Here is a 24,010-nt window from a genome sequence, read left to right on the forward strand (position 1 = left end):
AAGACTCCGTCTGGTCAGTGTTCAGCGCGATCAACATTGCAGCGTCCTTTGGTGCGTGAAGGTGGATGAGGGGGATCGTGATCGAGGTTCAGCTCACGCTGTAGCCGCCGTTGACGGCGTAGGTCTGGCCGGATATCCAGCTGGATGCCGCGGAGGCCAGGAACAGGATCATGTTGGCTGCATCTTCCGGTTCGCCGAGGCGCCGGACGATATACTGACGCAACATCCGCTGCACCGCGGCCGTGTCGGCCAGCATCGACTGAACGCCCGGGGTGTTGATGCTGGCAAGCGCCACCGAGTTGACGCGGATGTTGTGTCCACCTACTGCCTTGGCGAGTGCGCGGGAGAAACCCGCGGCGCCTGCTTTGGCCGCCGAGTAGACCGCCAGGTGCGGCTCTCCGACGCGGCCGGCATCGGAAATGATGTTGATGATGCTGCCTCCACCACCGCCGCTGATGATGTGCGGCAGGGCTGCGCGGCACATCACCAGGACGCCTTGAAGGTTGGTTCCCAGCCATCGATTCCAGTCGTCCGGGCCGGTCTCCCAGAACGGTGGAAAGCTCTCCGGCGTGCCCCCGGGGCCTGCATTGCCGGCGTTGTTGACCAGGATGTGCAACCCGCCGGCCGCTTGCCGGGCGCGATCCACGGCGGCGGTCATTGCATCGTAGTCACACACATCGCCGGCCAGGACAATGGCGCGTGCGCCCAACGCCTCGACTTCGGCGGCCACGGCCTCGGCCTTCTCGGCGACGAAGTCATTGATGATCACCGTCTTGCAGCCGTGGTTGGCAAAGTGGAGTGCCGTCTGGCGGCCGACGCCTTGTCCGGCGCCTGTGATGAGTGCGACGCGCTGATCGAGTTGGAGCAGGTTCTGCATGGAGTGGTCCTGAGTGTGAGGAGGCATTGATCAGTACACGAGATCGAGGATTTCGAAGATCTGTGACGCGCTGTGGATGGGCCTTGGGTTGCCGTCGCACCCAGGATGGGCAAGCATGGTGAGCGACTTTTCTGCGATCAGGCTGAAGTGCTCACGCTGGATTCCCAGATCTCTCAAGCTGCCGGGCTGCCCGAGATGGCGCACCAGCGTCGCCACCGCGGCTGCGGCGGACTCGTTGGTCTCGGCGCCCATGGCATGTGCAATCTGCGCCTGACGCCCGTTGTCCGCTGACGCATTCCAGGCGAGCACTCCGGGCAGCAGCACGCAGGAGGTATGACCGTGCGGCACGCCGAACGCGCCCCCGAGCACGCGTCCGATCACGTGACTGGCCCCAATGGGGACGCCGGCCACGGGGCCGGAGACCGCCAGCCAAGTGCCGAGCTGGCAGTCGAGGCGGTGGGCGGGCTTGTCCGGCTCGGCGATGAATGAGCGCAGGCCCTGTGACAGCAGCTTCAGTCCGTGCAGGGCCATTGCATCGGCATACGGCGACGGGCGGGACGAACATAGGGTCTCGACACAATGGTCGATCGAGCGAATTCCTGTCGACGCAAGCAGCCAGTCGGGTGTGTCGCGGGTCGCGCCCGGATCAAGTACCACGAGCGATGGCACATAGAGCGGATGCTCGAACAGTTGCTTGCTGCCGGTTCGCGTGTCGGTGACGCCGGCCAGATGGGTGAACTCGGCGGCGGACAGAGTGGTCGGCACCGCGATCATGCGCACCGCATGCTCACCACGCAGCGTGTCGGCGAAGTCGCCGGCCTGCAGCCGGTCGATGCCCTCGTCGTCGTGTAGGTTGAGCCACAGACAGGCCAGCATGAGCTTGGCACTGTCGATGACCGAACCGCCTCCCACAGCGACGATCACATCCGCACCAGCCTGGCGTGCCTGCGACGCGCCCGCCAGAACGTCGGCGCGCGGTGAGTGTGCCGTGCATTCTGAAAAAACGCCTGCGCAGGCGGCACCCAATGCCTCCTTCACGCCGGACAGTAGTTGCGAATCGGTCAGCGAACGGTTGGTGACGATCAAGGCGCGGCGCAAGCCCTTGGTCTGCATGTGCAGCGCCACCACCTCGGCGGCGGGACGCCCCCATATCAACGCGTCCTGACGGGAAAAATGATGTTGGCCCTGGGTCGGATGCATCTTTCAGGCTCCCAGGTAGCGCGGCTGCCGCTTCTGCGCGAAGGCCGCGAGGCCTTCGTTGCGATCGTGAGAGTGCGCATGCAGTTCACACATGTCGATCTCCGCGCGCAGCGCGACCTCCAGCGGCTGTGCCAGGCCCTGTTGCAGCAGGCGTTTCATGCGTCCCAGGCCGAGCGCGCTCTTGTCGTTGCAGCGTGCTACCAACTCTTCGACGCACCCACGAAGGTTCTCAGGCTCGCTCAGAAGATCGACCAGCTGCCATTGCCAGGCCGTGGCCGCGCTGAGCAACTCACCTGTGAACATCAGGTACTTGGCGCGTGCCACGCCGATGCGGCGGGGCAGCCGCACCGAACCGCCGCCGCCAGGCAACTGCGCGTATTTCGCGTGGCCCTCGCCGAGCCTGGCTCGTGGATCGGCCACGATGAAATCGCAGCACAGCGCGACTTCCAGTCCGCCGGCCATCGTCACGCCATTCAATGCGGCAATGGTGGGCTTGGGAAATTGCTCCAGGCGCGAGAATACGGCGCCGGCACGCTCGAGGAACAGCTTCAGGGCGGCGCCGGCGTCCCGGCCCTGATCCGCCTCCAACACGGCCTTCAGGTCGGCGCCTGCGCAAAAGGCTGGGCCGTCGCCGGTGATTACCAGTGCGCGCACAGATGGGGCCTCGGCCGCCGAGAGCGCGGCGTCCATTTGTTCCACCATGTCAGGCGTCAGGGCGTTGAAGGCCTGCGGTCGATTGAGTCGTACCCACAGGATGGAATCCCGCTGTTCGACCACGAGGGAAGGGTTGTCTGGGGTCATTGATTTCTCCATGGTTCTTCAAACTTTCCGGTCGCGTCCGCGCCAGAACGGATCACGAATCTCGCGTCGCACTGACCTTGCCGACCGCGCTGCGCGGAAGCGCCTCCATCACCTGGATTTTCTTGGGCGCCTTGACGCTGCCGAGGTGCTGCTTGGTGTAGGCGATGAGGGCGGCTTCGTCGAACTCCGCGCCAGGCAGCAACTCGACCACCGCCAGCACGGCTTCGCCCCACTTGTCGTCGGGCACGCCGACAACCGCGCAGTCCTTGACAGTCTGGTGCGCCATCAGGACCTGCTCGACCTCGGCTGGAAAGACGTTGAAGCCTCCGCTGATGATCATGTCCTTCTTGCGGTCGACGATGTAGATAAAGCCGTCGGCGTCCTTGAAACCGATGTCTCCGGTGTGATGCCAGCCGAACAACTGGGCTTCGGCGGTCGCCTCGGGGTTGTCGTGGTAGTGATCCATGACGATGTCACCGCGCACGACGATCTCGCCTTGCTCCCCTGCGCCCAGCAGCTTGCCGGCCTCGTCCATGATGGCCACGCGCACCATCGGGCCCTCGCGTCCGGCACTGCGCAGCCGGCGTTCGAGCTGGGGATTGGCCAGAGCCTCGGCATGGTCCTGCGCCGAAAGGAAGGTGCAACACATCAGCGCCTCGCTCTGGCCATAGCCCTGGGCGAGTACCGGGCCGAACAGCGCCATGGCCTCGCGCAGCTTCTGAACGGACATGGGCGCTGCGCCATAGAGCAACGAACGCAGGGATGAGTAGTCGTGCTTGCGCACATCGGGATGTGCCAGCATCATGTAGATGATGGTGGGCGGGAGGAAGACGGTGGTGGCCCGCGAGTCCGCCAGGGCTTTGAGAATCGCCCCTGGCTCGGCGGCGTGCTGCAGCCAGTTTGTGCCGCCGTGAGCGAGCAGTGCCATGGCGTAGATGCCGGCAGCGTGCGTCAACGGCGCCACCACAAGGTGGATCGGCGCTTCACCGACCGGTAGCAGGGCATCGAAGCTGGCGATCATGGAGGTGAATGCCAGTTGCGAAAGCACGATGCCCTTGGGCTTTCCTGTGGTGCCGCTGCTCATCAGGATCGCCGCGGGCGAGTTCGATCCGAGCAGGGGAAGTTGTCCGCAAAGGGCGTGCGCTGCGACCACTCGATAAGGCCCGGCAGGGCGCCGATGTCTCGGTCGATGCCAATCACGCCCTTCAGCGACGGTACCGCCGCGCGCGCGGCGGTTGCGGCCTCGGCCAGACTGCTATGCACGAAGAGCCAGTCAACACCCAGTGCCGCCAACGCGTCATGCGTGGAACTGGCACTGTTGCGGTGGCTCACTGGAACCCAGAGGCAACCCGCCCTCAGCGCACCATACTGTGCCGCGAGCACCAGTGCATGGTTGGGGCTATAAATGGCCACTTTCGCACCGGGCCTCAGGCCTGCATGGATCAGCGCCGAGGCGACCTGGTCCACCAACTTGGCCATTTCGGCGTAGGTCCAGCGTCGATCGCCATCCACGACCACGGCCCGGTCTGGATAGCGCTCCACGCCTTTGAGGAAGAAGTCGATCAATTGCATTGCTTGGCTCCGTGGTTGGGGCATCCTGCGGCCGGGTGAAGGTGATGAAGAAGTGAGGGCATTTTGACTTTGCGGTTCTATAATACGACTATGAAGTACTGATTTGATTAACATCTCGTATCCACGAAACTCAATGACGGAGACCTGCCTTGCCACGCTGGAACAACTCCATGCAGACCCGCGATGAAGTCCAAAGGCTCAAGCGCGAGGCCGTGCTGAAAGAAGCCGGCCGGGCTTTCGGAAAGCGCGGCTACCACAACACCTCGCTCGACGATGTGGCGAAGGCGTTGCAGGTGTCCAAGGGAACGCTGTACAACTACGTGAAGGACAAGCAGGAGATCCTCTACGAATGCCATGCGCTGGCGCTGGACATCGGAGACCGGTCCCTCGCCCATGGCCTGGCCGTGGGCCATGACGGCGCGGGTATCCTCCGAGCCACGCTGGTTCGCTACATCGAACTCCTGACCGAAGAGCTTGGCGCATGTGCCGTTCTGATGGAGGTCGACGCCATGCGCCCCGAAGACCGTGAGACCGCCGTTGCGCGTCGCGACGCCTTCGAGCGGGCGTTCGTCAAGATGTTGAAGCAGGGCATCAAGGATGGCTCCATCCGTGAAGTCGATCCCAAGCTGGCGGTGTTCACGTTCATGGGGGCGATCAACTGGCTGCCGCGCTGGTTCAACCCCGACGGTCGTCTCACCGGCGCGGAGGTCGCAGAGAAGGTCACTGACCTTCTTCTCAGTGGCCTGATTCCGCCGACCGCGACGGGCAGCGGCGCTACCGGGGGCATTCCATTGAAACGCCCGGGCCTGCACGCTCCCGGGCAAACAGGAAGACCTAGTGCACAGCACGAGTCCCGGCCGTTTGCTTGCCGGGCGGATTGAATGGCGTGACAGAAGCTCATCGCGATGTCACCGCACTTCGGTCGGGCTGTGTTGGATGTCATCGCCAGGCCGCTGGGTTCCCGGCGCGGAGCGCCAACGCAGCGCGGCGATGAATTCGCCGACGACGCCTCGCCTGAAGGAAAGCACGCACGCGACGAACACCAGTCCGATGACGATTGGACTCCAGGAGCCGATGTCGGCCAGGTAGTGCTGCAATCCGATCACCATGGCTGCGCCCACCCAAGGGCCGAGCGTGGTTCCGATGCCGCCAAGCAGAGACATCACGACCACGTCTCCCGACGTGTGCCAATGCACATCGGTCCAGGTGACCAGCTGGAAGACAATGGCCTTGGTTGCGCCGGCCAGTCCGGTCAGCGCAGCCGACAGCGTGAAGGCCAGCAGCTTGACGCGATCAGCGTTGACGCCCAGCGACACAGCCCGCGCCTCGTTGTCGCGAACCGACTTCATCATCTCGCCAAAGGGCGAATGGACGACGCGCCAGACGAGCAGCATGCCGGCCAGGAAGACGGTCAGCACGCAGTAGAACATCGCCACGTCCGAGCTCAGGTCGACTAAGCCGAACAGCTTTCCGCGCGGCACGATCAGCCCTTCTTCACCGCCGGTTTGCGGTAGCTGGACGCAGACGAAATAGACCATCTGCGCCAGCGCCAGCGTGATCATGGCGAAGTAGATACCCTGACGCCGGATGGCCAGCGCGCCGAACAGCCAGCCCAGCAGGGTCGAGGCCAGAACACCGCACAGCATGCCCAGTTCCGGCGTCAAGGCCCAGTTGTTGCAGGCCTTGCCGGTGACGTACCCCGCGACGCCGAAGAATGCGGCGTGCCCGAACGACAGCAGACCCGTGTAGCCGATGAGCAGGTTGAAGGCGGCGGCGAACAGACCGAAGCACATCAGCTCCATCAGGAACACCGGGTAGAGCCACGGCTGGAAGGGCAGCAGGCAGGCAAGGCCGATACCCACGATCCAGAGCAGCCGTCGGTACGGCCGGGAGACAAGTTTCATCATTGCATGTCCTTCAATGTTCTTTGCCGAACAAGCCGGCGGGCCGAATCAGCAGTACGACGACCATCACGACGAAGATGACGACTGACGAAGCCTCCGCATAGAACACGCGCGTAAGACCTTCCACCAGGCCCAGGCCGATGCCCGTGACGATGGCGCCGCCGATGGATCCGATGCCGCCGATGACCACGACTGCAAAGACAACGGTGATCAGATTGCCGCCCATCGTGGGGGCGACTTGATAGATCGGAGCCGCCAGAACGCCGGCAAATGCGGCAAGGGCCACCCCCAGGCCGTAGGCCCCGGTGATCAGCAGTGGAACATTCACGCCGAAGGCCTGCAGCAGCTTCGGGCTCTTTGTGCCGGCACGCAACAACGCGCCCAGCTTGCTGCGTTCGACGACCAGCCAGACCAGCAGCGAGACGCCAAGCGCTGCCGACAGGGCCCAAAGGCGGTAGATCGGCAATGTCAGGTCGAGAGATTCGATGTGCACGGCGCCCTTCAATAGCTCGGGCAGCTCGTAGCGACGGCTTGTGATGCCGAACCAGTGGCGGAACAGTCCCTCGATGACCATTGCCAGGCCGAAGGTCAGCAGCAGGCCGTAGAGCGGGTCGAGCGAGTAAAGACGGCGCAGCATGGTGCGCTCGAGCACGATGCCGACGGTTCCGACCAATGCCGGCACGAGAGCAAGGGCCCAGAAGTACCCGACCTGGAAGTCGGGTCGACCGATCCAGGCGCCAACTTCGTGAGCCCCGAGCCATGCAGCGAACGCTCCGACCATGAAGAACGCGCCATGGGAGAAGTTGACGATGTGAAGTAATCCGAAAATGATAGCCAGTCCGAGACTTAGCACGGCGTAGAAAGCCCCGTTGATGAAGCCGATGAGCAACTGGGCCGCGAGTCCCTGCAGGGAGATTCCGACGAGTTCAAGCATGGTGTGAGGGAAGGGGAGAGGGCGACCCCAGGCGCATACGCCTGGATTGGGTACGTCAACTTCAGCGCGGTGCGACCAGCGGACAGCGCGACTGCGTGAGCGGTTGTGCCGTCGCCTCGGGCGGGATCACCTGGCGCACTTTGTAGTAATCCCAGGGGCCGGTGGACTCGGACGGCTTCTTGACCTCCACCATCATCATGTCGTGCACGAAGCGTCCGTCGGATCGGATGCGACCCTTGAACAGGCCATCGTCGATCTCCTTCGACTTCAGCTGCTTCATGACGGCGTCGGCGTCATCGGTGCCCGCGGCCTGCACCGCACGCAGGTAGTTCAGCACCGAGGAATAGACACCCGCGTGGATCATGTTCGGCATACGTTTCTGTGATTCGTGGAACTTGCGTGCGAAGCTGCGCGTGCGTTCGTCGCGGTCCCAGTAGAAGGCCTCCACCAGGAGCGACCCCTGCATCTTCTTCAGGCCCAAGGCGTGGACGTCGTTGATGAAGAGCAGCAACGGCACGATGACCTGCTTGCCGCCGACGCCGAACTCGGCGGCCTGGTTGATGGCATTGACTGCGTCCTGTCCGGTGCTGGCGAGCGCAATGACGTCAGCCTTGGAGGCCTGGGCGCGCAGCAGGAACGAGGACATGTCGGTCGCGCCGAGAGGGTGGCGAACCGAGCCAATGATCTCGCCTCCTGCGGCGGAAACCGATTCGCCCGCGCGCTTCTCGGAGTAGTGCCCCGGAGCGTAGTCCGTGGTGATGAAGAACCAGCGCTTCTTCCCCTGCTTGACCAGTTCCGTCGGCAACGTGTTGGTTAGTGGATACAGGTCGTACACCCAGTGCACGTTGTAGGCGCTGCAGCGCTCGTTTGTGATGGGCATGGAGGATGCGCCCGACACGAGCGTGATCCGCTTCTTCTGTTCCGCCACGCCCATCACTGCGAGCGCCGCCGTGGAATTGACGAGATCGACAATGGCATCGACGTTGTCGCGGTCGAACCACTCACGCGCCTTGTTGGATGCAATGTCCGGCTTGTTCTGATGGTCGGCCGACACGATCTCGATCGGACGCCCCAGCACCTTGCCGTCGGCAGCGAAGTCCCGCACCGCCTGCCGGGCGGCAGCCACCGAGCCCGGGCCGCTGATGTCGGAGTAGACGCCAGAGAGGTCAGTGAGCACGCCGATCTTCACCTTTTCACCGGAAATCGTCTGCGCCCAGGCGGCTTGTGTGCCCAGGTTCAGGGCGAGGGTGGCGGCGCTCGCTAGCAAGTATCGCTTCGTAGTCATGATGTCTCCTCGTGTCAGTTTGTGTGGGATCCGGTCTGGTTCTGCGGTGGGCTGCTGGGGGAGCTCATACGCTGAGGAGTCGATCAATGGCGGCGCGCTTCGTCGAGATTTCAGCGGCCTCGATCTGGTCGACTATGCGGCCCGATTCAAGAATGTAGTGTCGATCTGCCAGTCCTTCCGAGAAGTTCAGATTCTGCTCGACCAGCACGATAGTGAAGCCGCTCGATCTGAGCGCACGGATTACCTCGGCCAGTCGATCGACAATGACCGGGGCCAGCCCCTCGGTGATTTCGTCGAGCAGCAGCAACGAAGCTCCGGCGCGCAGAATTCGCGCAAGTGCGAGCATCTGCTGTTCGCCGCCGGACAACTTCCCGGCGGGGCTGTCCGCACGTTCGAGCAGGTTGGGGAACATCGCGTAAAGCGCCTGATCACCCATTGCGCTAGCCCCGACCCGCGGCAACAACTGCAGGTTCTCGCGTGTGCTCAGCGCGCTGAAGATGCCTCGCTCCTCTGGGCAGTAGCCGACACCCAGATGCGCAATGCGGTGTGGCGGAAGGCCTGCGGTCGGCTTGCCGAAGATCCGGACGTGACCCCGGACGCGACCGGTCAACGCCATGATGGCGCGCAACGTGGTCGTGCGGCCGGCGCCGTTGCGGCCCAGGAGCGTGACTACCTCGCCCTGGCGCACTTGCAGGCTGATGCCATGAAGCACCTTCGAGTCGCCGTACCACGCGTCCACGTCCTGCAACGTCAATGCAAGAGGTGGATGCGCATCGACGGGACCGGTGACTTTCGGCGTGTTGGCCTTGGCTGTGGTCATGCGCGTCCCCTCGCCGTGCCCAGATATGCTTCCATTACGGCAGGCCGCGTCGATACCTCTGAATAGCTTCCTTCCGCGATGAGCGCGCCGCGCTGCAATACGGAGATCCGATCGGCGATGCGCGCCACCACGCCCATGTTGTGCTCCACCATCAGTACCGTGCGAGTCTTCGCCACACGCTGGATCAGCGACGCGATGCGCTGCACATCCTCGGAACCCATGCCTTGCGTCGGCTCGTCGAGCAGCAGCAGGCTCGGCTCCATCGCCAGAGTGGTCGCCAGCTCCAGCGCACGGCGTTGTCCGTACGGCAGTGTTCCGGCCACACTGTCTGCTCTCGATTGCAGGCCAACTTCGGTCAGCAGTTCATGCGCACGATCACGAAAGACATCCAGCGCGGCACTGCGGCGCCAGAACTGGAAGATCTGGTTCTGACGACTCTGAAGCGCCATCCGCACGTTCTCGGCGGCAGTCATGGACGGGAATACGGCCGAAAGCTGGAACGATCGGACCATGCCCCGGCGTGCAGTCGCATGTGGCGCTTCGTGGGTCACGTCCTGGTCCTCGAAAAGAATGCGGCCAGTGCTAGGTCTCTGGAACCTGGTCAGCATGTTGAAGAACGTGGACTTACCCGCGCCGTTGGGGCCAATCACGGCATGGATCGAACCGCGCCTGACTTGCAGGGATACACGGTCCACGGCCAGGAAGCCGCCGAAGCTTTTGCTGAGCGCCTCGGTTCTCAGAATGATGGAGACCGTGCTCATTGGCGCACCATTCCCAGGAAGTGGTCCACTGCATCCCGGTAGACGGGTGTTTTCGTGCAACGCAGCAGTGCTTGCAGCTCGCCGTTCAGTTGCACGAGACCGATGGACTCGCCATCGGAATCGGTCTGACGACCCGGGACATCTTGCGTATCTGGCTTCATGGTGAGCTGGGTTGAACTGTGGGACACCGCGGCGTCGGCCGGCTCCGGTCGGCGCATAAAACTCTGCAACACAACCTGGTGACGAAATAGTATGATTTACTGACTTTGGCGTCAAATCACGTTAACCCTAGACCATAAGGAAGACTCATGAGAACGGTTGTAGTTGCAGGCGTCGGGATGACGCCATTCGGATACTTTGTCGATCGCAGTACGCGGCAGCTTGCCGAGGCTGCCGTGTCGGAGGCGCTGGCCGACGCGTCCATCGAAGGCGCCGATGTCGGGTTCGTCGCCTATTCCAATGCAGCCGGGGGCTGATGACCGGGCAGGAATGCATTCGGGCAGAGGCGGCGCTGCGCGGCACAGGACTGCTCGGCAAGCCCATGGTCAATGTCGAGAATGCTTGTGCTTCGGGCTCGACAGCCTTCCATCTGGCGTGGCTGCAGGTCGCCAGCGGGCAGTGCGACATCGCACTGGTGGTCGGCGCGGAAAAGCTCTCGCATCCCGATAAGAGCCTTGCGTTCAAGGTCATGAGCGCGGGGACCGATCTGTCCGAGTTGCAGCAGATGCAGGAGCGCTGGGGGAGTTCGCCCGACCGGACTATCTTCATGGACATCTATGCCCGGAACGCACGGAAGTTCATGGGCGCGAGCGGCGCGACCAAGGAAGATTTCGCGCGCGTCGCCGTCAAGAGCCACCGTGCCGCGGCGCTGAATCCCAAAGCGCAGTTCCGCAAGGAGGTGACGGTGGAGCAGGTGCTGGGGAGCCGCGAGATCGTTGATCCGCTGCACCTGCTGATGTGTTCGCCCATCGGCGACGGGGCTGCGGCGCTGGTGCTCATGACGAGCGAGGCCGCACAGCGAAGGGGTCTGGACACGGTGCGCGTCAGGGCGTCGGTTGTCGCCACCGGACTCGGCGATGCGCGGGGCCCGTCCGCGGCGCGCCGGGCTGCCGCCGCCGCCTACGAGGCGGCAGGGGTTGGACCGCAGGACGTCCACGTCGCCGAAGTCCACGACGCAACCGCCACGGCGGAGCTGGCGCTCTATGAGGAGCTGGGCTTCTGTGACGCGGGCGGCGCCGTCTCGCTGCTGCGCAGCGGTGCGACGGACCTCGGAGGGCGCATCGCGGTCAACTCGGGCGGCGGATTAATGTCGCGTGGCCATCCGATCGGCGCAACGGGATGCGCCCAACTGGTCGAGCTGACGGAGCAACTGAGGCACAGGGCCGGCCCGCGGCAGCGCGAAGGCGCGCAGATCGCCCTGGCCGAAAACGGCGGCGGCTGGCTCGGACAAGACGCGGCCGTCGCGGTCGTCACCATCCTGTCGCGTTGACTCGCACGCACCTACTCTTGGAACAATGAATCCACCCATGCCCGGCCCCCTCGCGAACACGCTGGTTCTTTCTCTCGCCGAACACGTTTAGCAACAGAGTGCTTGCCCGGGGGGAAGCGTGTCCTTAAGTGTTGCCGCGCTGATAGTGATACGTAGCTTTCTGTTCAGCCCCTTCCTTTCTTTAGGCTGCGAAAGTATTAAAAAAGACGATTAAAATGAGTATTCGGGTTCATCATCTCAATTGCGGCACGATGTGTCCGCTCTGCGAAAAGCTCACGAACGACCGGAAGGGAGCTGGTCTAAGGCTGGACAGCTTGTTTGTCACTGCCTACTGATTGAAACGCAGGAGGCCCTTGTGCTGGTTGATACTGGTCTTGGACAACAGGACGTCCGTGAGTCAAAACGTCGGCTCGGATCAGCTTACCCAGCGCTTTTCCGGCCCCGGCTGTCCATGGATGAGACGGCTATTTCGCAGATCCGCTTACTTGGCTACGACCCCCGCGACGTGCGTCACATTGTCCCTACCCATGTTGACCTCGATCACGTTGGTGGGCTCGGTGATTTTCCGGATGCCCAGGTCCACATCTTCAAGCCTGAGTTGCAACACATCCAGCAACCGACACCGAGCGACTTGAGACGCTTCAGATTGGTGCAGTTTGATCACAATCCGAAATGGGTGGTGCACGAAGAACAAGGGGAACAATGGTTCGGCTTCAGCAGCATCCGTGCCATTCCGGGATTAAGTATAGATATCTTGCTCATCCCGTTGATCGGCCATACCAGAGGGCACGTTGGCGTTGCCGTGAAGCAGGGCGATCGTTGGCTCTTACACTGTGGAGATGCTTACTATCATCACAGTCAAGTTACTGATGCACCTGATGTTCCGTTCGGCCTCGCTTTTTTCAAGCCGCCATGCAGACTGTTCGTGACTCGCGAATCGAGAATCTACGGCGGCTTCAGCTATTGGCTGCCAACCATAGTGGCGATGTTGAACTGTTCTGTGCCCACGATCCGATAGAATTGGCACGCTACACCAGCAGCGGCGCGCTTTGAGACAATTCGCTCCCAACACAGATAAGACCCAATCTTGAGTACGGATTCGGATTCGGATTCGAATCTGGGCCGGGAGGGTAACCGTGCTGTGTGTAGTCTGTCTGAGGGCGTCTTTTATACGTGGGCTTCCTCCGTTCTCTGGAGGCCTGCCTGTGTTAGCCCATTAGGCTTTGCTCGAGCCGAACCGGGCTAGCGAAGTTCGGGCTCGAATGCTGGCGTCGTTGATTGTAGAAGCGCTCGACGTAGTCGATCGCGTCGGCGCGTGCGGGCCGACGCTTCGAGAACCGCACTCGGGCGCTTCCTGGCGACGGTTGCGAGAACGCCTGAGTGGGTTGACATGCTCAGGCTGTTGCGCAACCGGGTAGGCGGCTTCTTCGGCCTGAAGGATTCTTGCCGTTCTCAGCGGCATCGATTCATCGAAGGCCGAAACCGCGTACGTCCCGGGCGAATTCCGGCATCGGCATGGCAGATCTTGAACGCGTTACCTCGCACCGCGTGCATCAGTTTGCCGTCTGCCGCTGTCACTGCAGATGCTGACCACCGTTGATCGCAATATTGGCTCCGGTCAGGAAGGCCGCTTCGCGCGAGCACAGGTACACGATCAGGGCCGCCACTTCCTCTGGTTCTCCCAGGCGGCCAACCGGGATTTGCGGAATGATCTTGGTCTCCAGGATCTCCTGCGGCACCGCCGTCACCATCTTGGTTGCAATGAAGCCCGGAGACACGGTGTTGACTGTCACGCCGCTCCTGGCCACCTCGAGCGCCAGCGACTTTGTGAAGCCATGCATGCCCGCCTTGGCCGCGGCATAGTTGGTTTGACCAAAGCCGCCTTTTGAGCCAATGATGGACGAAACATTGACGATGCGCCCCCAGCCGCGCTTAACCATCTCCTCGCACACCGGCTTGGTCATATTGAACACCGAATCGAGATTGGTCCGCATGACCGCGTCCCAGTCGACCTTCGCCATCTTTCTGAAGCTCATATCCCGGGTGATTCCGGCGTTGTTGATCAGAATGTCGACAGGGCCAAGTTCCGCCCGAATCCTTGCGACACACTGCTGGCATGAATCGTAATCGGCCACGTCGACAGGATAGGCATGGAATCGGTGTCCGCCTTCCCGCATCCGCGCCAGCCAGCTGGCCACACCTGTGTTGCTCGGGGTGTGAGTGACGATAACATCACAATCGGTTTCCTGCAGCTTAGTGCTGATGGCCTCTCCCAGCCCTCCCATACCCCCCGTTACCAAGGCAACTCTCGTCGTCATGATTTGAATCCTCTATAAATTGCGTGATAACGCGGTCGATGACTCGGCCGGAAGCAGGTGGCCGACCTCTGGCCTGCCGCAGGGCGCTCTGGCTTGCTGCGGCACTGTGATGCTAGGGGCCCGCGGCGGCCATGGCCGCCATGGCGGATTATTGCCGGCTTGCTCAAGCAGCCCGTCGCTTCACGGACCTGGAGGCCGCTTCAGCGGCAGTACTGAAACTGCTTTCCGCCACTTGTGCCGCCTGCTTTGCCGTCGACTGCAGGGTCTCGTATAGCGTGTGGGTTGCATCGATTACCGGTTGCCAGGCGGCGACCGCTGGCCCGGAGCCCGCCGCGCTGTCAAGGAGACGCTGCACCCCGCGCTTGTTTGCGTCATAGTGCGCTTCAGCTGCCTTGTCGAACTCGGCACGCGTTGCCGAGGCAATTTCAAAAATTGCAGGCGATACGCGAGCGCCTTGTCTGTCGCCGGCTTGAGCAACTCGATCTGCAACGCCACCCATTCCTGTGGGTTCTTGATCGACAGGGCTTTGCGCGCGGTCTCATTAGTCTCGGACAGCGCCGCTTTCATGGTCTGGAGATTCAGTGCGAGCAGTTTCTCGAAACCTTCGAAAGCTTTGCTCGTCAGCCCAGCCAAGGCATCAACACTTGCCTTCTGTGCCTCCAGGATTTGCTCGGGGGACAGCTGATTCATTGCAACTCCCTATTGCGACCCACGCCCCGTGCTATCCCATGACAGCACATCGGTGGAGCCGGGTGATCTGAAAAACGCGGCGTAACCGGGCGTCGAGGAACGTCCCGAGGCGCCAGAGTTTGAACGCGCTCGCGCCCGTGGGGGTGTCCGACCGGCGCGCTACGCCCTTGTCCTGCGGCACGACGTGCCAGATCTGCACTGCGGAGGACACAGCCAAAGTCTTTAAGCAAGGCATGGCCCTGCATGGTTAGCTGTGGTCGGCGAGAGCCTGATGCTAGCCTTTGGAGGCTACGGGTAGACGCTCCACCAGCGTCTCGTTTGCACGATCGCCATGGTGGTATTGGTCAGCGTTGCCCGCAACCAAGTTGATCTGGTTTGTAGTCATCAGCAGCGTCATCTCCTAATCTCGCGTGCAACCACAGAACTGATCAGTCACTTTATGCCAAAATAAATTAAACCGGCTATTTATTTTTTAAAATCAGAGTTAATTTATTTTTTCATCTTATCATTTCAATGAATGATTTATAGAATTACCCCACTAATGAGGGGATAACTTTTCATATCAGTGGCAGCAGAACTTATTCGCGGTCGCCCGTGCATGACAACTGGAAGAGCGCCATTGTCGATACGCGCGAAACAGATACCGTATTTCTCAATCGCGGCGGCAATGGCCCGGCACTCCGGGCCTTGCGCATGGCACGCACATCCCGGATCGAAGAGCAGGTGCCGGAAAGCAAAGGCTTGATGGCTCGTAAGCGCGATGCGATGGCCGGCAGGATCGGCTCGCGCGAATCCGCCGGCGCGGCTGCGGGCAGGCCACCCAGGTCCTGCCAACCGCGCAACCAGAACTCCAGCCGCGCTGTTGTGCTCGTGCCGTTCGTCGTAAAGCGCTTAGCCGGCATTCGACCGCTTGGGGATGTACATGCCGATGTCCGCGTGGCGCATCAGCACGTTCATGTCTGTGCCGTTGTCCGGGGAGCAGCAATCAGAGAACCGTGTTATGCCTCGCGCAATTGAAATCGTGCCACTGTTCGCGCGAGCTCCTGCGCCTGATCACTCAGCATCGAAGAGGCTGCCGCAGACTCCTCAACCAGCGCAGCGTTCTGTTGCGTGGCTTGATCCATTTCTGACACGCTCTGGTCGAGCTGTCCAATGCCTGTGTTCTGCTCGCTCACCGCACCATGTATCTCAGTAATGATGCGCCGGACGTGCTCGATGTCCTTGACGATTTCGGTCATGGTCGAGCCTGCTGCCTGGACCCGATCGGTGCCGCTGCTTACGCTGGCTACGGAGCTTTCGATGAGACCCTTGATTTCCTGGGCGGCAGTGGCACTGCGCTGGGCCAGGGTCCGCACCTCGCCAGCCACCACGGCAAAGCCGCGGCCTTGTTCCCCGGCGCGCGCCGCCTCGACTGCCGCGTTAAGCGCGAGGATATTGGTCTGGAAGGCGATGCTGTCGATCACGCCGATGATTTCCGTGATGCGCTCCGACGATCGGGCGATCTCGTCCATGATGCGCACGGCGCCAGAGACAACTTCGCCGCCGCGCGCTGCGGTAGCGCGGGCATCGGTTGCCAGCTGCGTTGCCTGCTCGGCCGCTTCCGCCGTCTGCTTCACACTCGATGCCAGTTGGGTCAAGGCCGCCGAGGTCTCCTGCAAATTGCTGGCCGAGGCCTCTGTGCGGTGCGATAGGTCGCGATTGCCTGCCTCGATCTCGCCAGTGGCCGAGGTCATGCCCTGCACGCTGGCACGCACGTCGATCAACACGGCGCCGATCTTCTCCACGAAGGCGTTGAACGACGCGGATATCTGTGCCACCTCATCATTGCCCACTACGTCCAGCCGGCGGGTCAAGTCGCCCCCGCCAGTCCCGATGGTGTCCATCGCGTCACGTACCCTGGAGAGCCTGCGAAAGGCCTTCGCGGTGAAGAAGGTGGCAATGCCGAGCGCAGCCAGGGTAAGCAGGACCAAGGCTATGCCCATGGCGCTGACGACGCCGCGCAGGCCTACGGTGGCCTCAGCCTTATCGAGCGCGATCACCAGATACCAGTCGGTGCCAGCGACAGCCTGGGCCTTTAGCAGCTTCGGCAGGCCCTGGATTTCCACTTCTAGCGGCGCGCTAGCCCGAACCAGCTTCTCGAGCATCGCAGGCGTCAGTGCGGCTGTCACTTCGCTGACCGGCTTGAGCATCTGATTCGCATCGGGGTGGGCGATTACCTGGCCGTCGCTGGCCACGACGAAGGCCAAGCTCGAAGCCGTCGGATGTATCGCCTTCACGACTTCTCGCACGCCTTCCAGTGGCACTGCGCCGCTGACGGCGCCGATTGTCGCACCGTCGCGGATTAGTGGTGCCGCAAAGGAGACGTACGGCACGCGGGTCGAGATATCTCCATACGGCTTGGTCACAGTCAGCTTGCCCGCGGCCAGCGCGCCCTTGTACCAGGGGCGCGTGGTGGGATCGTAGTCCTTCGGCGTGGTGGTGCTGCTGGAGTAGTAGGACTTGTCGGTCCACCCGATGGTGGTCACAGGAAAGCCGCTGGCGGTGCCCATGAACTTGACCAAGCCGGTGGGGTCGCCTTTCTCCACGACCTCCGCTGCAGTCTTGACGGCCAAAGCCTTGGCGGTGACCCATTGTTCGATCGCCAGCGTGTTACCACTGGCGACGGCGCTAAGGTCGCTCTCCATTGTGGCCGTCATATTGGCGCGGACGATGCCATAGGTGGCAGCACCCGAGAGTGCGAGGGCGCCGACAACAGTGGCTGACGTGATCAGGACGATGCGGGTGCGGAGCGAGGATGCGGTCATACCGATGAGAGTGAAGATGCCTGGTTGAGTCAGTCTGCGTACAGCTAGATCCCGGTGCACGAGGCCACGGCATTGGCCGGTCCTTGGCACCACAGTGCAAACTACGGCAGCTGAGCGGGTAACTTTAGGCCAGCGGCTGGAGCGGGGCCACGTGCCCGACGCTGGGCCCGCGGGGTAGGGAGGAACCTGTTCATCGCGCGAGTAGGGCAGTCGATGCAGGCGGCGGTAAGGATTTGCTGAATATCAGGTAGGGATACGCCGCGATGCATGATGATGACAGCCTGATGGGCTTGCCGGGCCAGCGGACGATGCTATGCTCGATTCGTGTCCATGGCACCGCCATGGCCACCTTCCAGTCAGGGCCGGATGGAGGGATTGTGGAGGGAGGGGATGTGAGTGGTCAGCCATATTTTCACATTCCACTGGAAAGACAAGGCGGCTAGAGACCAAAGATATGATCAATATCCTGATTGCCGACGACCATGCAATCATGCGCAGCGGCTTGAAGCAGATCGTGGCAACAACAAGCGACATCGTGATGGTTGCCGAGGCCGCCGATGGTTCGGGCCACGATCGCTGTTGTTGTCAGGATATCCCTACATAAGATTCGCCGCTTTCCTAGTCTCCTTTGCGGTCGGTACTGAGTGAAAAGGCTACGGCACAAGGCTACGATGATCCCAGGAAGCTGACTTTTCGCCGGACGGCGGCCGCCCACCGGCCACTGCTGGCAGATAGGGTGATTCATAAGAGGGAAGGGGGAGGATGCGGAACTGCGAGAGATCCTTGCACCGGCAGGTCGAGAAATGGTTCGCGCCGACAGCGATCTACCCGGTGCGGGTCACCCGCTTCGGCCGTACTGTCGTCGATCGGACACCCTTTGTCTGTGTCGCGTCGTTGCGGGACAACGGCATGATGTCCCTGATCTTCTTTCGGCACAGTGACGGCGCCTGGCATGTCTATCCGCCATCGGCCGCGGCGCCGGCCTCCATGTTGGCCGCTGTGGCTTGAGGGTGAATCGGGCGGCAGGGCATGCTGTGCTGAAGCAGTGCACGCCTACGCTATCACGAGCGAGGGAAAAGAGAGTGAGGCCTGCCGTGCTACCCCGCGAGCTGGCAGGCCCCGATAATCCTCTGGATGGACGAATGGGCCGGGGCGGTTACCGGAGGCCCGCTCTTCGGCGCGCGGCTCCCCGCCGTCAATCACGGCCGGCCCAATCGAGCAAGACTTGTTCTTGTTCTGTGGATTCAGCATTCTGAGTTCGTCGCCCGCTTTCCGCTATCGGGATATCCTGAAAAACCGGTCAGGAATTCTTTGTATTCAGGCTCGTGCATGATACCTGGTGCCGCCGATGCGTGATGTGGAGGACTCGGCTACAGATACCTTGAACACGGACACGGTATCCATCCGAACGACCAATGAAGAAACCCGCCTGCATTTTGACCTGTTGAACGTGGTCCCTGTATGGGACTGCTTGACGACCCCTACGGCCTTCTTCAAGCCCTAATCCTCATCCTGAACAACAAGACGCACGACAGAACCACAGCCCGGCTCACTCTCGATATGCAATTGTGCGCCGATCAACCGTGCGCGTTCCGCCATACCCTGGAGCCCGTATGAGTGGCCGGCCCGTGCGGCAACGATGTCGAACCCTTGTCCGTTATCACGGACGATCAACTCGATACCCGCTTCGGTGTTGGCTAATGTGACATCCACGCGCGATGCGTTGGCATGACGGGTGATATTGGTCAGAGACTCCTGCGCGATACGAAACATCGCTGTCGCGCGCGGATCCGCCAGGCTCGGCTCCGGACCCTTGGCATGGAAGTGGCAGGGTATCTGGGCGTGGCGACTGAAATCCGCGGCGAGCCATTCCAACGCGGATACGAGGCCGAAGTTCAGCGCTGCCGGACGAAGGTGACTGGCCACGTTACGCACGATCTGGATGGTTTTCTCGACCAGGTCGCGCATCTCGTCGGCCTTGCGCATAGCAGCCGAACCACCCGAGAGTTGCATCTTCAGTAACGAAAAGTCCATCTTCAGCGCAGTCAGCAGCTGACCAAGTTCGTCGTGAATCTCCATCGCGATGTGCTTCCTTTCTTCCTCTCGAATCGCTTCCAGATGCGCGGATAGCTGCTGTAACCGCTCGCGCGATGCCAGCAATTCGAGTTCGGTCCGTTTGCGCTCGTTCACTTCCAGTTCAAGATGATCTCGCTGGCGCTGCAGGTCTTCCACGGCGTGCTTGCGGACGGTCACATCGGTCAGCAGGCCTTCAAGACACCGCAGGCTACCGTCGCCGCCAGCTACGCCACGTGCATTCAACTGAACCCAGATTGGCGTGCCATCACGGCGGCTTAACTGCAGTTCGAGCCCAGGAACTTCGCCCATCAGGCGCAGGAAATCGAACAGGGTCGCAGTCTGCGTCGGCGAAAATGGACGTTTTTCGGCGTCGCCTGCCGCCGTCGTGATCAGGTCGATCGCGGAGCCATATCCGAGCAGTTTTGCCATCGCTGGATTGGCCTCGTTCAGCCGTCCGCTCTGATCGAGCAGGAAAATGCCCTCGAGCGCGTTCTCAAAGATGCTACGGTACTTTCTTTCACTGTCGCGCAAGCGCAGTGTCGATTCGCGAAGGCGATCTGCCATGACGTTGACGCGCATGGCGAGCCGCCCCAGTTCATCACCGGATTCCACGGCGCAGCGTGCATCAAGGTCACCGCCCGCGATCCTGTCGACCATTTCCTCAAGACGATTGATCGGGCTGCGCACCATCCGCTTTAGCAGGAGAAAGGTCGCGACGTAGAGCAGGGCGACGACGGCCGTCATCATGGCGAGAATGGCCCGACGGCGTACGCTGATCGCCTCTTCGACTACGGCTTTCGTGAGGACGACCGTGATCTCGCCGATTCTCTCCGTCGGCGCGTTGCCAGGCGGTTCGTATTCAATCGCCCTGACGCGCACCACGCTGTCGTCTGGGGTCGTATGGCGTGCGCCCATCACGGTGGACACCGTCCCGTAGCCCACTGCCGTTACCGTGAACCGGGCGACTTCGGGATTCGGCGCGAGCGCGGCGAGCTGGCTGTCGATCGCGTCACGATCGATGTTCCACAATGGCAGGGCGAGTGATCGGCTGAGCAGGTCGGCGATCCGCGTGGCGCGGTCCTCCAGTTCGACGAGCCGACGTTCCTGCTCGTGTCGGACCAGAACATACGCGGAGCTGCCGGCCACCATCGCGACAAGCATGACGATCGCGAGCATCAGCTTGGTGTGCAGGCTGAGCGAGTGCAGGCTGAACCGTGGGGACAAATGCATCATGAGGCGTTCGCCCTGGTGTTCAGGAGATGTTCCAGATTGAAGTCGTATGGACCTGGATGCGGACGCACGAATTTTGAGTACAGACTGAAGTCGAGCGTCCCCCGCGCCTGAAAACGACGTCGGCGTATCGAGCGGCGTTCTCACGGTGTACAACGCTCAGATAGTCGAGTTTCTGCCGGGCACCGCCAGACTTGGCAAAGTCCTTGCCCCAATGGTAGTCGTGGAGCAGGACCATCGCCCAGGCACCGATGAAATAGTCGCCGGCCACCATGGCCGCCAGGCCACCGTCGGCCACACTGGCCAGCGCCTCGCTTAACGCGCCCATTCCGCCCACCAGAACGCGCGCGTTGCGCGCCCTGACTGCATTCAACGCCCCGAGCGCCATTGAGTCGTTCGCGGCCCAGATCACATTGGCGTCCGGATACCGAGCAAGCAGGACGCGTGCCTTTTTCTCGCTGTCGGCATAGCTCCAGTCGCTGAAGACCAGTTGACAGATACGCGTATTGCGGGCGTGGGACAGGAACGCCTCGACCCCAGCGGCACGCTCCAGCGAGACGGGCGTCTTGGGGTCTCCTGTGATGCCGATCACCCGAGCCCCGGCTTGGCCCAGTCGTTGATACAGATATTGCATCAGCCGGTAGCCGCCGTGCTTTGCGTCCGCGGTCACCGTACCGATCCAATTCGGGATGGATTGCCGTTCATTGCCGACCTGGCGGCGCTGCCCGGGCGTGAGGTCGTTGTGCATGAGCACCACCTTCGCGGGCGAGCGCGCCAGCGTCGTGAGCATCTCCTGTGCGGCCAGCTTTTCGTTGACGATGACCACGTAGTCTGGCGCGTCGGTACGTCGCGCGACTTCCTCGGCCTGGCGCTGCATGAGCAGATGGTCACGCTCCGCGTACAGAACCTCCAGTTGCATATCGAAGGTCTTCGCTGCCATGGCCATGAATCTGGGCACCAGTTGCCAGTGCTGCCCGGTGCCGCGTTCGGCGGCTTCTCCAGGGTCAAGGAACACGACGCGAGGCGACCGCTTTGATGCAAAAGCGGATTTCGTCATGCCCATCAGTCCGGCATACGCACAGGTGCGCAGCGCTTCTCTACGATTCATAAGACGATTTACTCAGTTGCTGCCGTCAAGCTCTGGGTGCTCGTCGTGCGGGGATCGCAACTTTGCGGCGGACACGCCAACACGCATTTTACGGATTCTGTTGCAACAAGAAGAGGGCAAGAAGAGGGCGGACGGATCTTAGATGAGACCGATTGAGAAGACGCCACGTAGGAACTGCGTGGTGGCTGGCGGACTGACCCGACGCTGCTGACCAGCAGGCGGAGTCTGTCATTCGGCACTTTGTGGCGACTACGCGGCGCCGGCGCCCCTCGTTGGCCGGTGGCAGGGACGATGCCGGGCACATTCCACAATCAGTGCTTCAGTCGATCGCTGGCGTCGCCGTTAACCTCAGCACCCAAACTCGGATGCTTCGTCATGTTCCACAAGCTCTCTATTCGCATCCGGCTCAACGCAGCCTTGATGCTACTGGCCGCGCTGCTGGTCGTCATCGGCCTGATCGGCATCGTCGGCATGCAGGCCTCCAGTGCGGACATCAAGGAAATCCACGCCAACCAGATGGCATCCACCGTCTTCGTGGCCAGGTCGCAGCTGAATGCGGCTATTGTGCGGACTACGCTGGACCGTGCGGCGTTCCACCTTGATGCTGCCGATGTGTCCGGCATCGTAGACAAGGCGCTCGGCTATCGCGCCAAGTCCGAGGCAGCGTGGGAGGCCTACCAAGCGCTGCCCAAGTCCGAGGAGGAGAAGCACCTGTCGGCGACGGTCGCCACCCACCGCGAGACGTTCTTCCGCCAAGGCATCGACCCGCTGGTTGCCGCACTCCGTGCTCGCGATCCCGCCGCCGTCGACAAGGCAGTGATGACCAGTATCCCGCCGCTGTTCGTGGCGTTGTCCGGCGCCGTGGATGCGCTGGAGCGCAACCAGAGCGAACAAGCCCAGGCCATGTACGACAATGCCGCCGCGCGTTCGCAGCGCTTTCTGTGGCTGGCACTGGGTGCCATTGGCATCGGCATTGCCGCGGCACTCGGCTGCGCGATCGGCCTGCAGCGCGCCATCTCCGCGCCGCTGGCACGCATGCTGGGCAGTTTCGGCGAGATCTCGCGCGGAAACCTGACCGAGACCATCGCCGTAACCAGCCAGGACGAGATGGGCGCGCTAGCGCGCGGCGTGCAGGAAATGCAGCACGGCCTGATCGCCACCATCCGCACCATGCGCGGCGGCAGCGACGCGATTGCCAGTGCCACGCAACAGGTCGCCGCAGGTAACCTCGACCTGTCGCAGCGGACCGAGGAACAGGCCAGCGCCCTGGAGCAGACCGCATCGAGCATGGAGCAGATGACCGCCATCGTGAAGCAGAACGCCGACAACGCGCGGCAAGCCAATGCACTGGCCGCGCAGGCCTCCGATATCGCCGCACGCGGCGGGCAGGCCGTGCGGCGCGTGGTGGACACCATGGGTGGTATCCGGCTCGCCTCCAGCAAGATTGGCGACATCACCGGCGTGATCGAAGGCATTGCCTTCCAGACCAACATCCTGGCGCTAAATGCGGCCGTGGAAGCGGCGCGCGCGGGCGAGCAGGGCCGCGGCTTCGCGGTGGTGGCGGGCGAGGTCCGAGCGCTGGCCCAGCGCTCGGCATCGGCCGCAAAGGAGATCGTGCAACTGATCAGCAGCACCGTGAGTCAAGTGGAAAACGGCACCCACCAGGTGGACGAGGCCGGCTCTACCATGACCGAGGTGGTGCAAGCGGTGCGTCGCGTCACCGACATCATGGCTGAGATCAGCGCGGCCTCCAACGAGCAGAGCACGGGTATCGAGCAGATCGGCTTGGCCGTCAACCAGATGGACGAGGTGACCCAGCAGAATGCCGCCCTGGTGGAGGAGGCAGCCTCGGCAGCGCAGGCGCTGGCGGAGCAGGCCGACGTGCTGAAGGCCGCGGTGGCCTCGTTCCGGCTGCCTGCAGGCGGCGTGGCGCTGGCGGGGGCTGGCGGCTATTGAGCTCACTGGATCAGAGGATCAGAGTGCGAGAAGCCCAAGCCGTCGCGCGCCGTGGTGGGTGCCTTGTTAGGTCCCTCACGGCCGTGGAGCCCGGCCGGTCCGCGGCGGACGGTGCCTTGGTATCCATGGCTTGCCGATTTGCGGCTATGGAATTGGCCACGATCATTTCCCCTCACCCAGCGCGG

The 24,010-nt window shown here is 62.3% G+C and carries 23 protein-coding genes and 1 pseudogene; 8 read left to right on the plus strand and 16 right to left on the minus strand.

Going from position 1 to position 24,010, the window contains the following annotated elements; all coding sequences use genetic code 11:
- Positions 1-88: 88 nt before the first annotated feature.
- Genes OMK73_RS13560 through OMK73_RS13580 form a run of 5 tightly spaced genes read right to left on the minus strand, consistent with a single transcriptional unit; the run spans position 89 to position 4,450 of the window.
- Complete coding sequence (locus tag OMK73_RS13560; protein ID WP_267602516.1) at positions 89-877, minus strand: SDR family NAD(P)-dependent oxidoreductase; 789 nt, start codon at positions 875-877, stop codon at positions 89-91.
- A gap of 30 nt (positions 878-907) precedes the next feature.
- Positions 908-2,077, minus strand: coding sequence for an iron-containing alcohol dehydrogenase (locus OMK73_RS13565; RefSeq protein WP_267602517.1), 1,170 nt, complete (start codon positions 2,075-2,077; stop codon positions 908-910).
- A 3-nt stretch (positions 2,078-2,080) separates the two neighbouring features.
- Positions 2,081-2,878: an enoyl-CoA hydratase/isomerase family protein gene (locus tag OMK73_RS13570; RefSeq protein ID WP_267602518.1), complete on the minus strand. Its 798-nt coding sequence runs from the start codon at positions 2,876-2,878 to the stop codon at positions 2,081-2,083.
- A gap of 52 nt (positions 2,879-2,930) precedes the next feature.
- On the minus strand, positions 2,931-3,962 hold the full coding sequence (locus tag OMK73_RS13575; protein WP_267602519.1) for an AMP-binding protein: 1,032 nt from the start codon (positions 3,960-3,962) through the stop codon (positions 2,931-2,933).
- A complete protein-coding gene (locus OMK73_RS13580; protein WP_267602520.1) occupies positions 3,962-4,450 on the minus strand; it encodes an AMP-binding protein in 489 nt (162 codons plus the stop codon). Before OMK73_RS13580 ends, OMK73_RS13575 begins: the two co-directional genes overlap by 1 nt.
- A gap of 149 nt (positions 4,451-4,599) precedes the next feature.
- Between OMK73_RS13580 and OMK73_RS13585 the strand changes: the two genes are divergently transcribed.
- Positions 4,600-5,331 (plus strand): TetR/AcrR family transcriptional regulator, encoded by a 732-nt coding sequence (locus OMK73_RS13585; protein ID WP_267602521.1) that lies wholly within the window; start codon positions 4,600-4,602, stop codon positions 5,329-5,331.
- Between the two features lie 27 nt (positions 5,332-5,358).
- Here the strand turns inward: OMK73_RS13585 and OMK73_RS13590 are convergent, their stop codons facing one another.
- From OMK73_RS13590 to OMK73_RS13615, 6 genes are all read right to left on the minus strand, one after another.
- Positions 5,359-6,357: a branched-chain amino acid ABC transporter permease gene (locus OMK73_RS13590; protein WP_267602522.1), complete on the minus strand. Its 999-nt coding sequence runs from the start codon at positions 6,355-6,357 to the stop codon at positions 5,359-5,361.
- A 10-nt stretch (positions 6,358-6,367) separates the two neighbouring features.
- The gene (locus tag OMK73_RS13595) at positions 6,368-7,288 is read right to left on the minus strand and encodes a branched-chain amino acid ABC transporter permease (RefSeq protein WP_267602523.1); all 921 of its coding nucleotides are present in this window, start codon (positions 7,286-7,288) and stop codon (positions 6,368-6,370) included.
- A 61-nt stretch (positions 7,289-7,349) separates the two neighbouring features.
- Positions 7,350-8,573 carry an ABC transporter substrate-binding protein gene (locus tag OMK73_RS13600; RefSeq protein WP_267602524.1) on the minus strand — a complete coding sequence of 408 codons (1,224 nt, stop codon included), beginning with the start codon at positions 8,571-8,573 and terminating at the stop codon, positions 7,350-7,352.
- A gap of 64 nt (positions 8,574-8,637) precedes the next feature.
- On the minus strand, positions 8,638-9,393 hold the full coding sequence (locus OMK73_RS13605; protein ID WP_267602525.1) for an ABC transporter ATP-binding protein: 756 nt from the start codon (positions 9,391-9,393) through the stop codon (positions 8,638-8,640).
- Positions 9,390-10,154 carry an ABC transporter ATP-binding protein gene (locus OMK73_RS13610; protein ID WP_267602526.1) on the minus strand — a complete coding sequence of 255 codons (765 nt, stop codon included), beginning with the start codon at positions 10,152-10,154 and terminating at the stop codon, positions 9,390-9,392. Before OMK73_RS13610 ends, OMK73_RS13605 begins: the two co-directional genes overlap by 4 nt.
- The gene (locus tag OMK73_RS13615) at positions 10,151-10,372 is read right to left on the minus strand and encodes a hypothetical protein (protein ID WP_267602527.1); all 222 of its coding nucleotides are present in this window, start codon (positions 10,370-10,372) and stop codon (positions 10,151-10,153) included. The genes OMK73_RS13610 and OMK73_RS13615 overlap by 4 nt, the downstream gene beginning before the upstream one ends.
- 120 nt (positions 10,373-10,492) lie before the next feature.
- Between OMK73_RS13615 and OMK73_RS38315 the strand changes: the two genes are divergently transcribed.
- From OMK73_RS38315 to OMK73_RS13625, 3 genes are all read left to right on the plus strand, one after another.
- Positions 10,493-10,630 (plus strand): hypothetical protein, encoded by a 138-nt coding sequence (locus OMK73_RS38315; protein WP_324291727.1) that lies wholly within the window; start codon positions 10,493-10,495, stop codon positions 10,628-10,630.
- Entirely contained in the window at positions 10,630-11,643 is a 1,014-nt protein-coding gene (locus OMK73_RS13620; RefSeq protein ID WP_324291728.1) for a thiolase family protein, read from the plus strand. Before OMK73_RS38315 ends, OMK73_RS13620 begins: the two co-directional genes overlap by 1 nt.
- A 355-nt stretch (positions 11,644-11,998) precedes the next feature.
- Positions 11,999-12,661, plus strand: coding sequence for an MBL fold metallo-hydrolase (locus OMK73_RS13625; protein WP_267602528.1), 663 nt, complete (start codon positions 11,999-12,001; stop codon positions 12,659-12,661).
- Between the two features lie 556 nt (positions 12,662-13,217).
- Here OMK73_RS13625 and phbB read toward each other — a convergent pair.
- Entirely contained in the window at positions 13,218-13,961 is a 744-nt protein-coding gene (gene phbB, locus OMK73_RS13630) for an acetoacetyl-CoA reductase (RefSeq protein WP_267602529.1), read from the minus strand.
- A gap of 291 nt (positions 13,962-14,252) precedes the next feature.
- Positions 14,253-14,651, minus strand: a complete 399-nt coding sequence (locus tag OMK73_RS13635) for a phasin family protein (protein WP_267602530.1) — start codon at positions 14,649-14,651, stop codon at positions 14,253-14,255.
- Between the two features lie 594 nt (positions 14,652-15,245).
- On the opposite strand from OMK73_RS13635, the gene OMK73_RS13640 reads away from it, so the two are divergent.
- Positions 15,246-15,668: a hypothetical protein gene (locus OMK73_RS13640; protein ID WP_267602531.1), complete on the plus strand. Its 423-nt coding sequence runs from the start codon at positions 15,246-15,248 to the stop codon at positions 15,666-15,668.
- Here the strand turns inward: OMK73_RS13640 and OMK73_RS13645 are convergent.
- A complete protein-coding gene (locus OMK73_RS13645) occupies positions 15,650-17,455 on the minus strand; it encodes a methyl-accepting chemotaxis protein (RefSeq protein ID WP_267602532.1) in 1,806 nt (601 codons plus the stop codon). The genes OMK73_RS13640 and OMK73_RS13645 overlap by 19 nt on opposite strands.
- 454 nt (positions 17,456-17,909) lie before the next feature.
- Between OMK73_RS13645 and OMK73_RS13650 the strand changes: the two are divergent.
- Positions 17,910-18,020, plus strand: a pseudogene (locus OMK73_RS13650) (DNA-binding response regulator); the annotation flags it as partial.
- A gap of 218 nt (positions 18,021-18,238) precedes the next feature.
- A complete protein-coding gene (locus OMK73_RS13655; RefSeq protein WP_267602533.1) occupies positions 18,239-18,463 on the plus strand; it encodes a hypothetical protein in 225 nt (74 codons plus the stop codon).
- Positions 18,464-18,955: 492 nt separating this feature from the next.
- On the opposite strand, the gene OMK73_RS13660 is transcribed toward OMK73_RS13655, so the two are convergent.
- Together OMK73_RS13660 and OMK73_RS13665 are read right to left on the minus strand one after the other, a co-directional pair.
- Positions 18,956-20,764, minus strand: coding sequence for a PAS domain S-box protein (locus OMK73_RS13660; RefSeq protein ID WP_267602534.1), 1,809 nt, complete (start codon positions 20,762-20,764; stop codon positions 18,956-18,958).
- Positions 20,765-20,783: 19 nt separating this feature from the next.
- The gene (locus tag OMK73_RS13665) at positions 20,784-21,818 is read right to left on the minus strand and encodes an ABC transporter substrate-binding protein (RefSeq protein ID WP_267602535.1); all 1,035 of its coding nucleotides are present in this window, start codon (positions 21,816-21,818) and stop codon (positions 20,784-20,786) included.
- Between the two features lie 426 nt (positions 21,819-22,244).
- On the opposite strand from OMK73_RS13665, the gene OMK73_RS13670 reads away from it, so the two are divergent.
- Positions 22,245-23,825 (plus strand): methyl-accepting chemotaxis protein, encoded by a 1,581-nt coding sequence (locus OMK73_RS13670; protein ID WP_267602536.1) that lies wholly within the window; start codon positions 22,245-22,247, stop codon positions 23,823-23,825.
- Positions 23,826-24,010: the final 185 nt, after the last annotated feature.

It is taken from the genome of Cupriavidus sp. D39, assembly GCF_026627925.1.
GTDB lineage: Bacteria > Pseudomonadota > Gammaproteobacteria > Burkholderiales > Burkholderiaceae > Cupriavidus > Cupriavidus ulmosensis.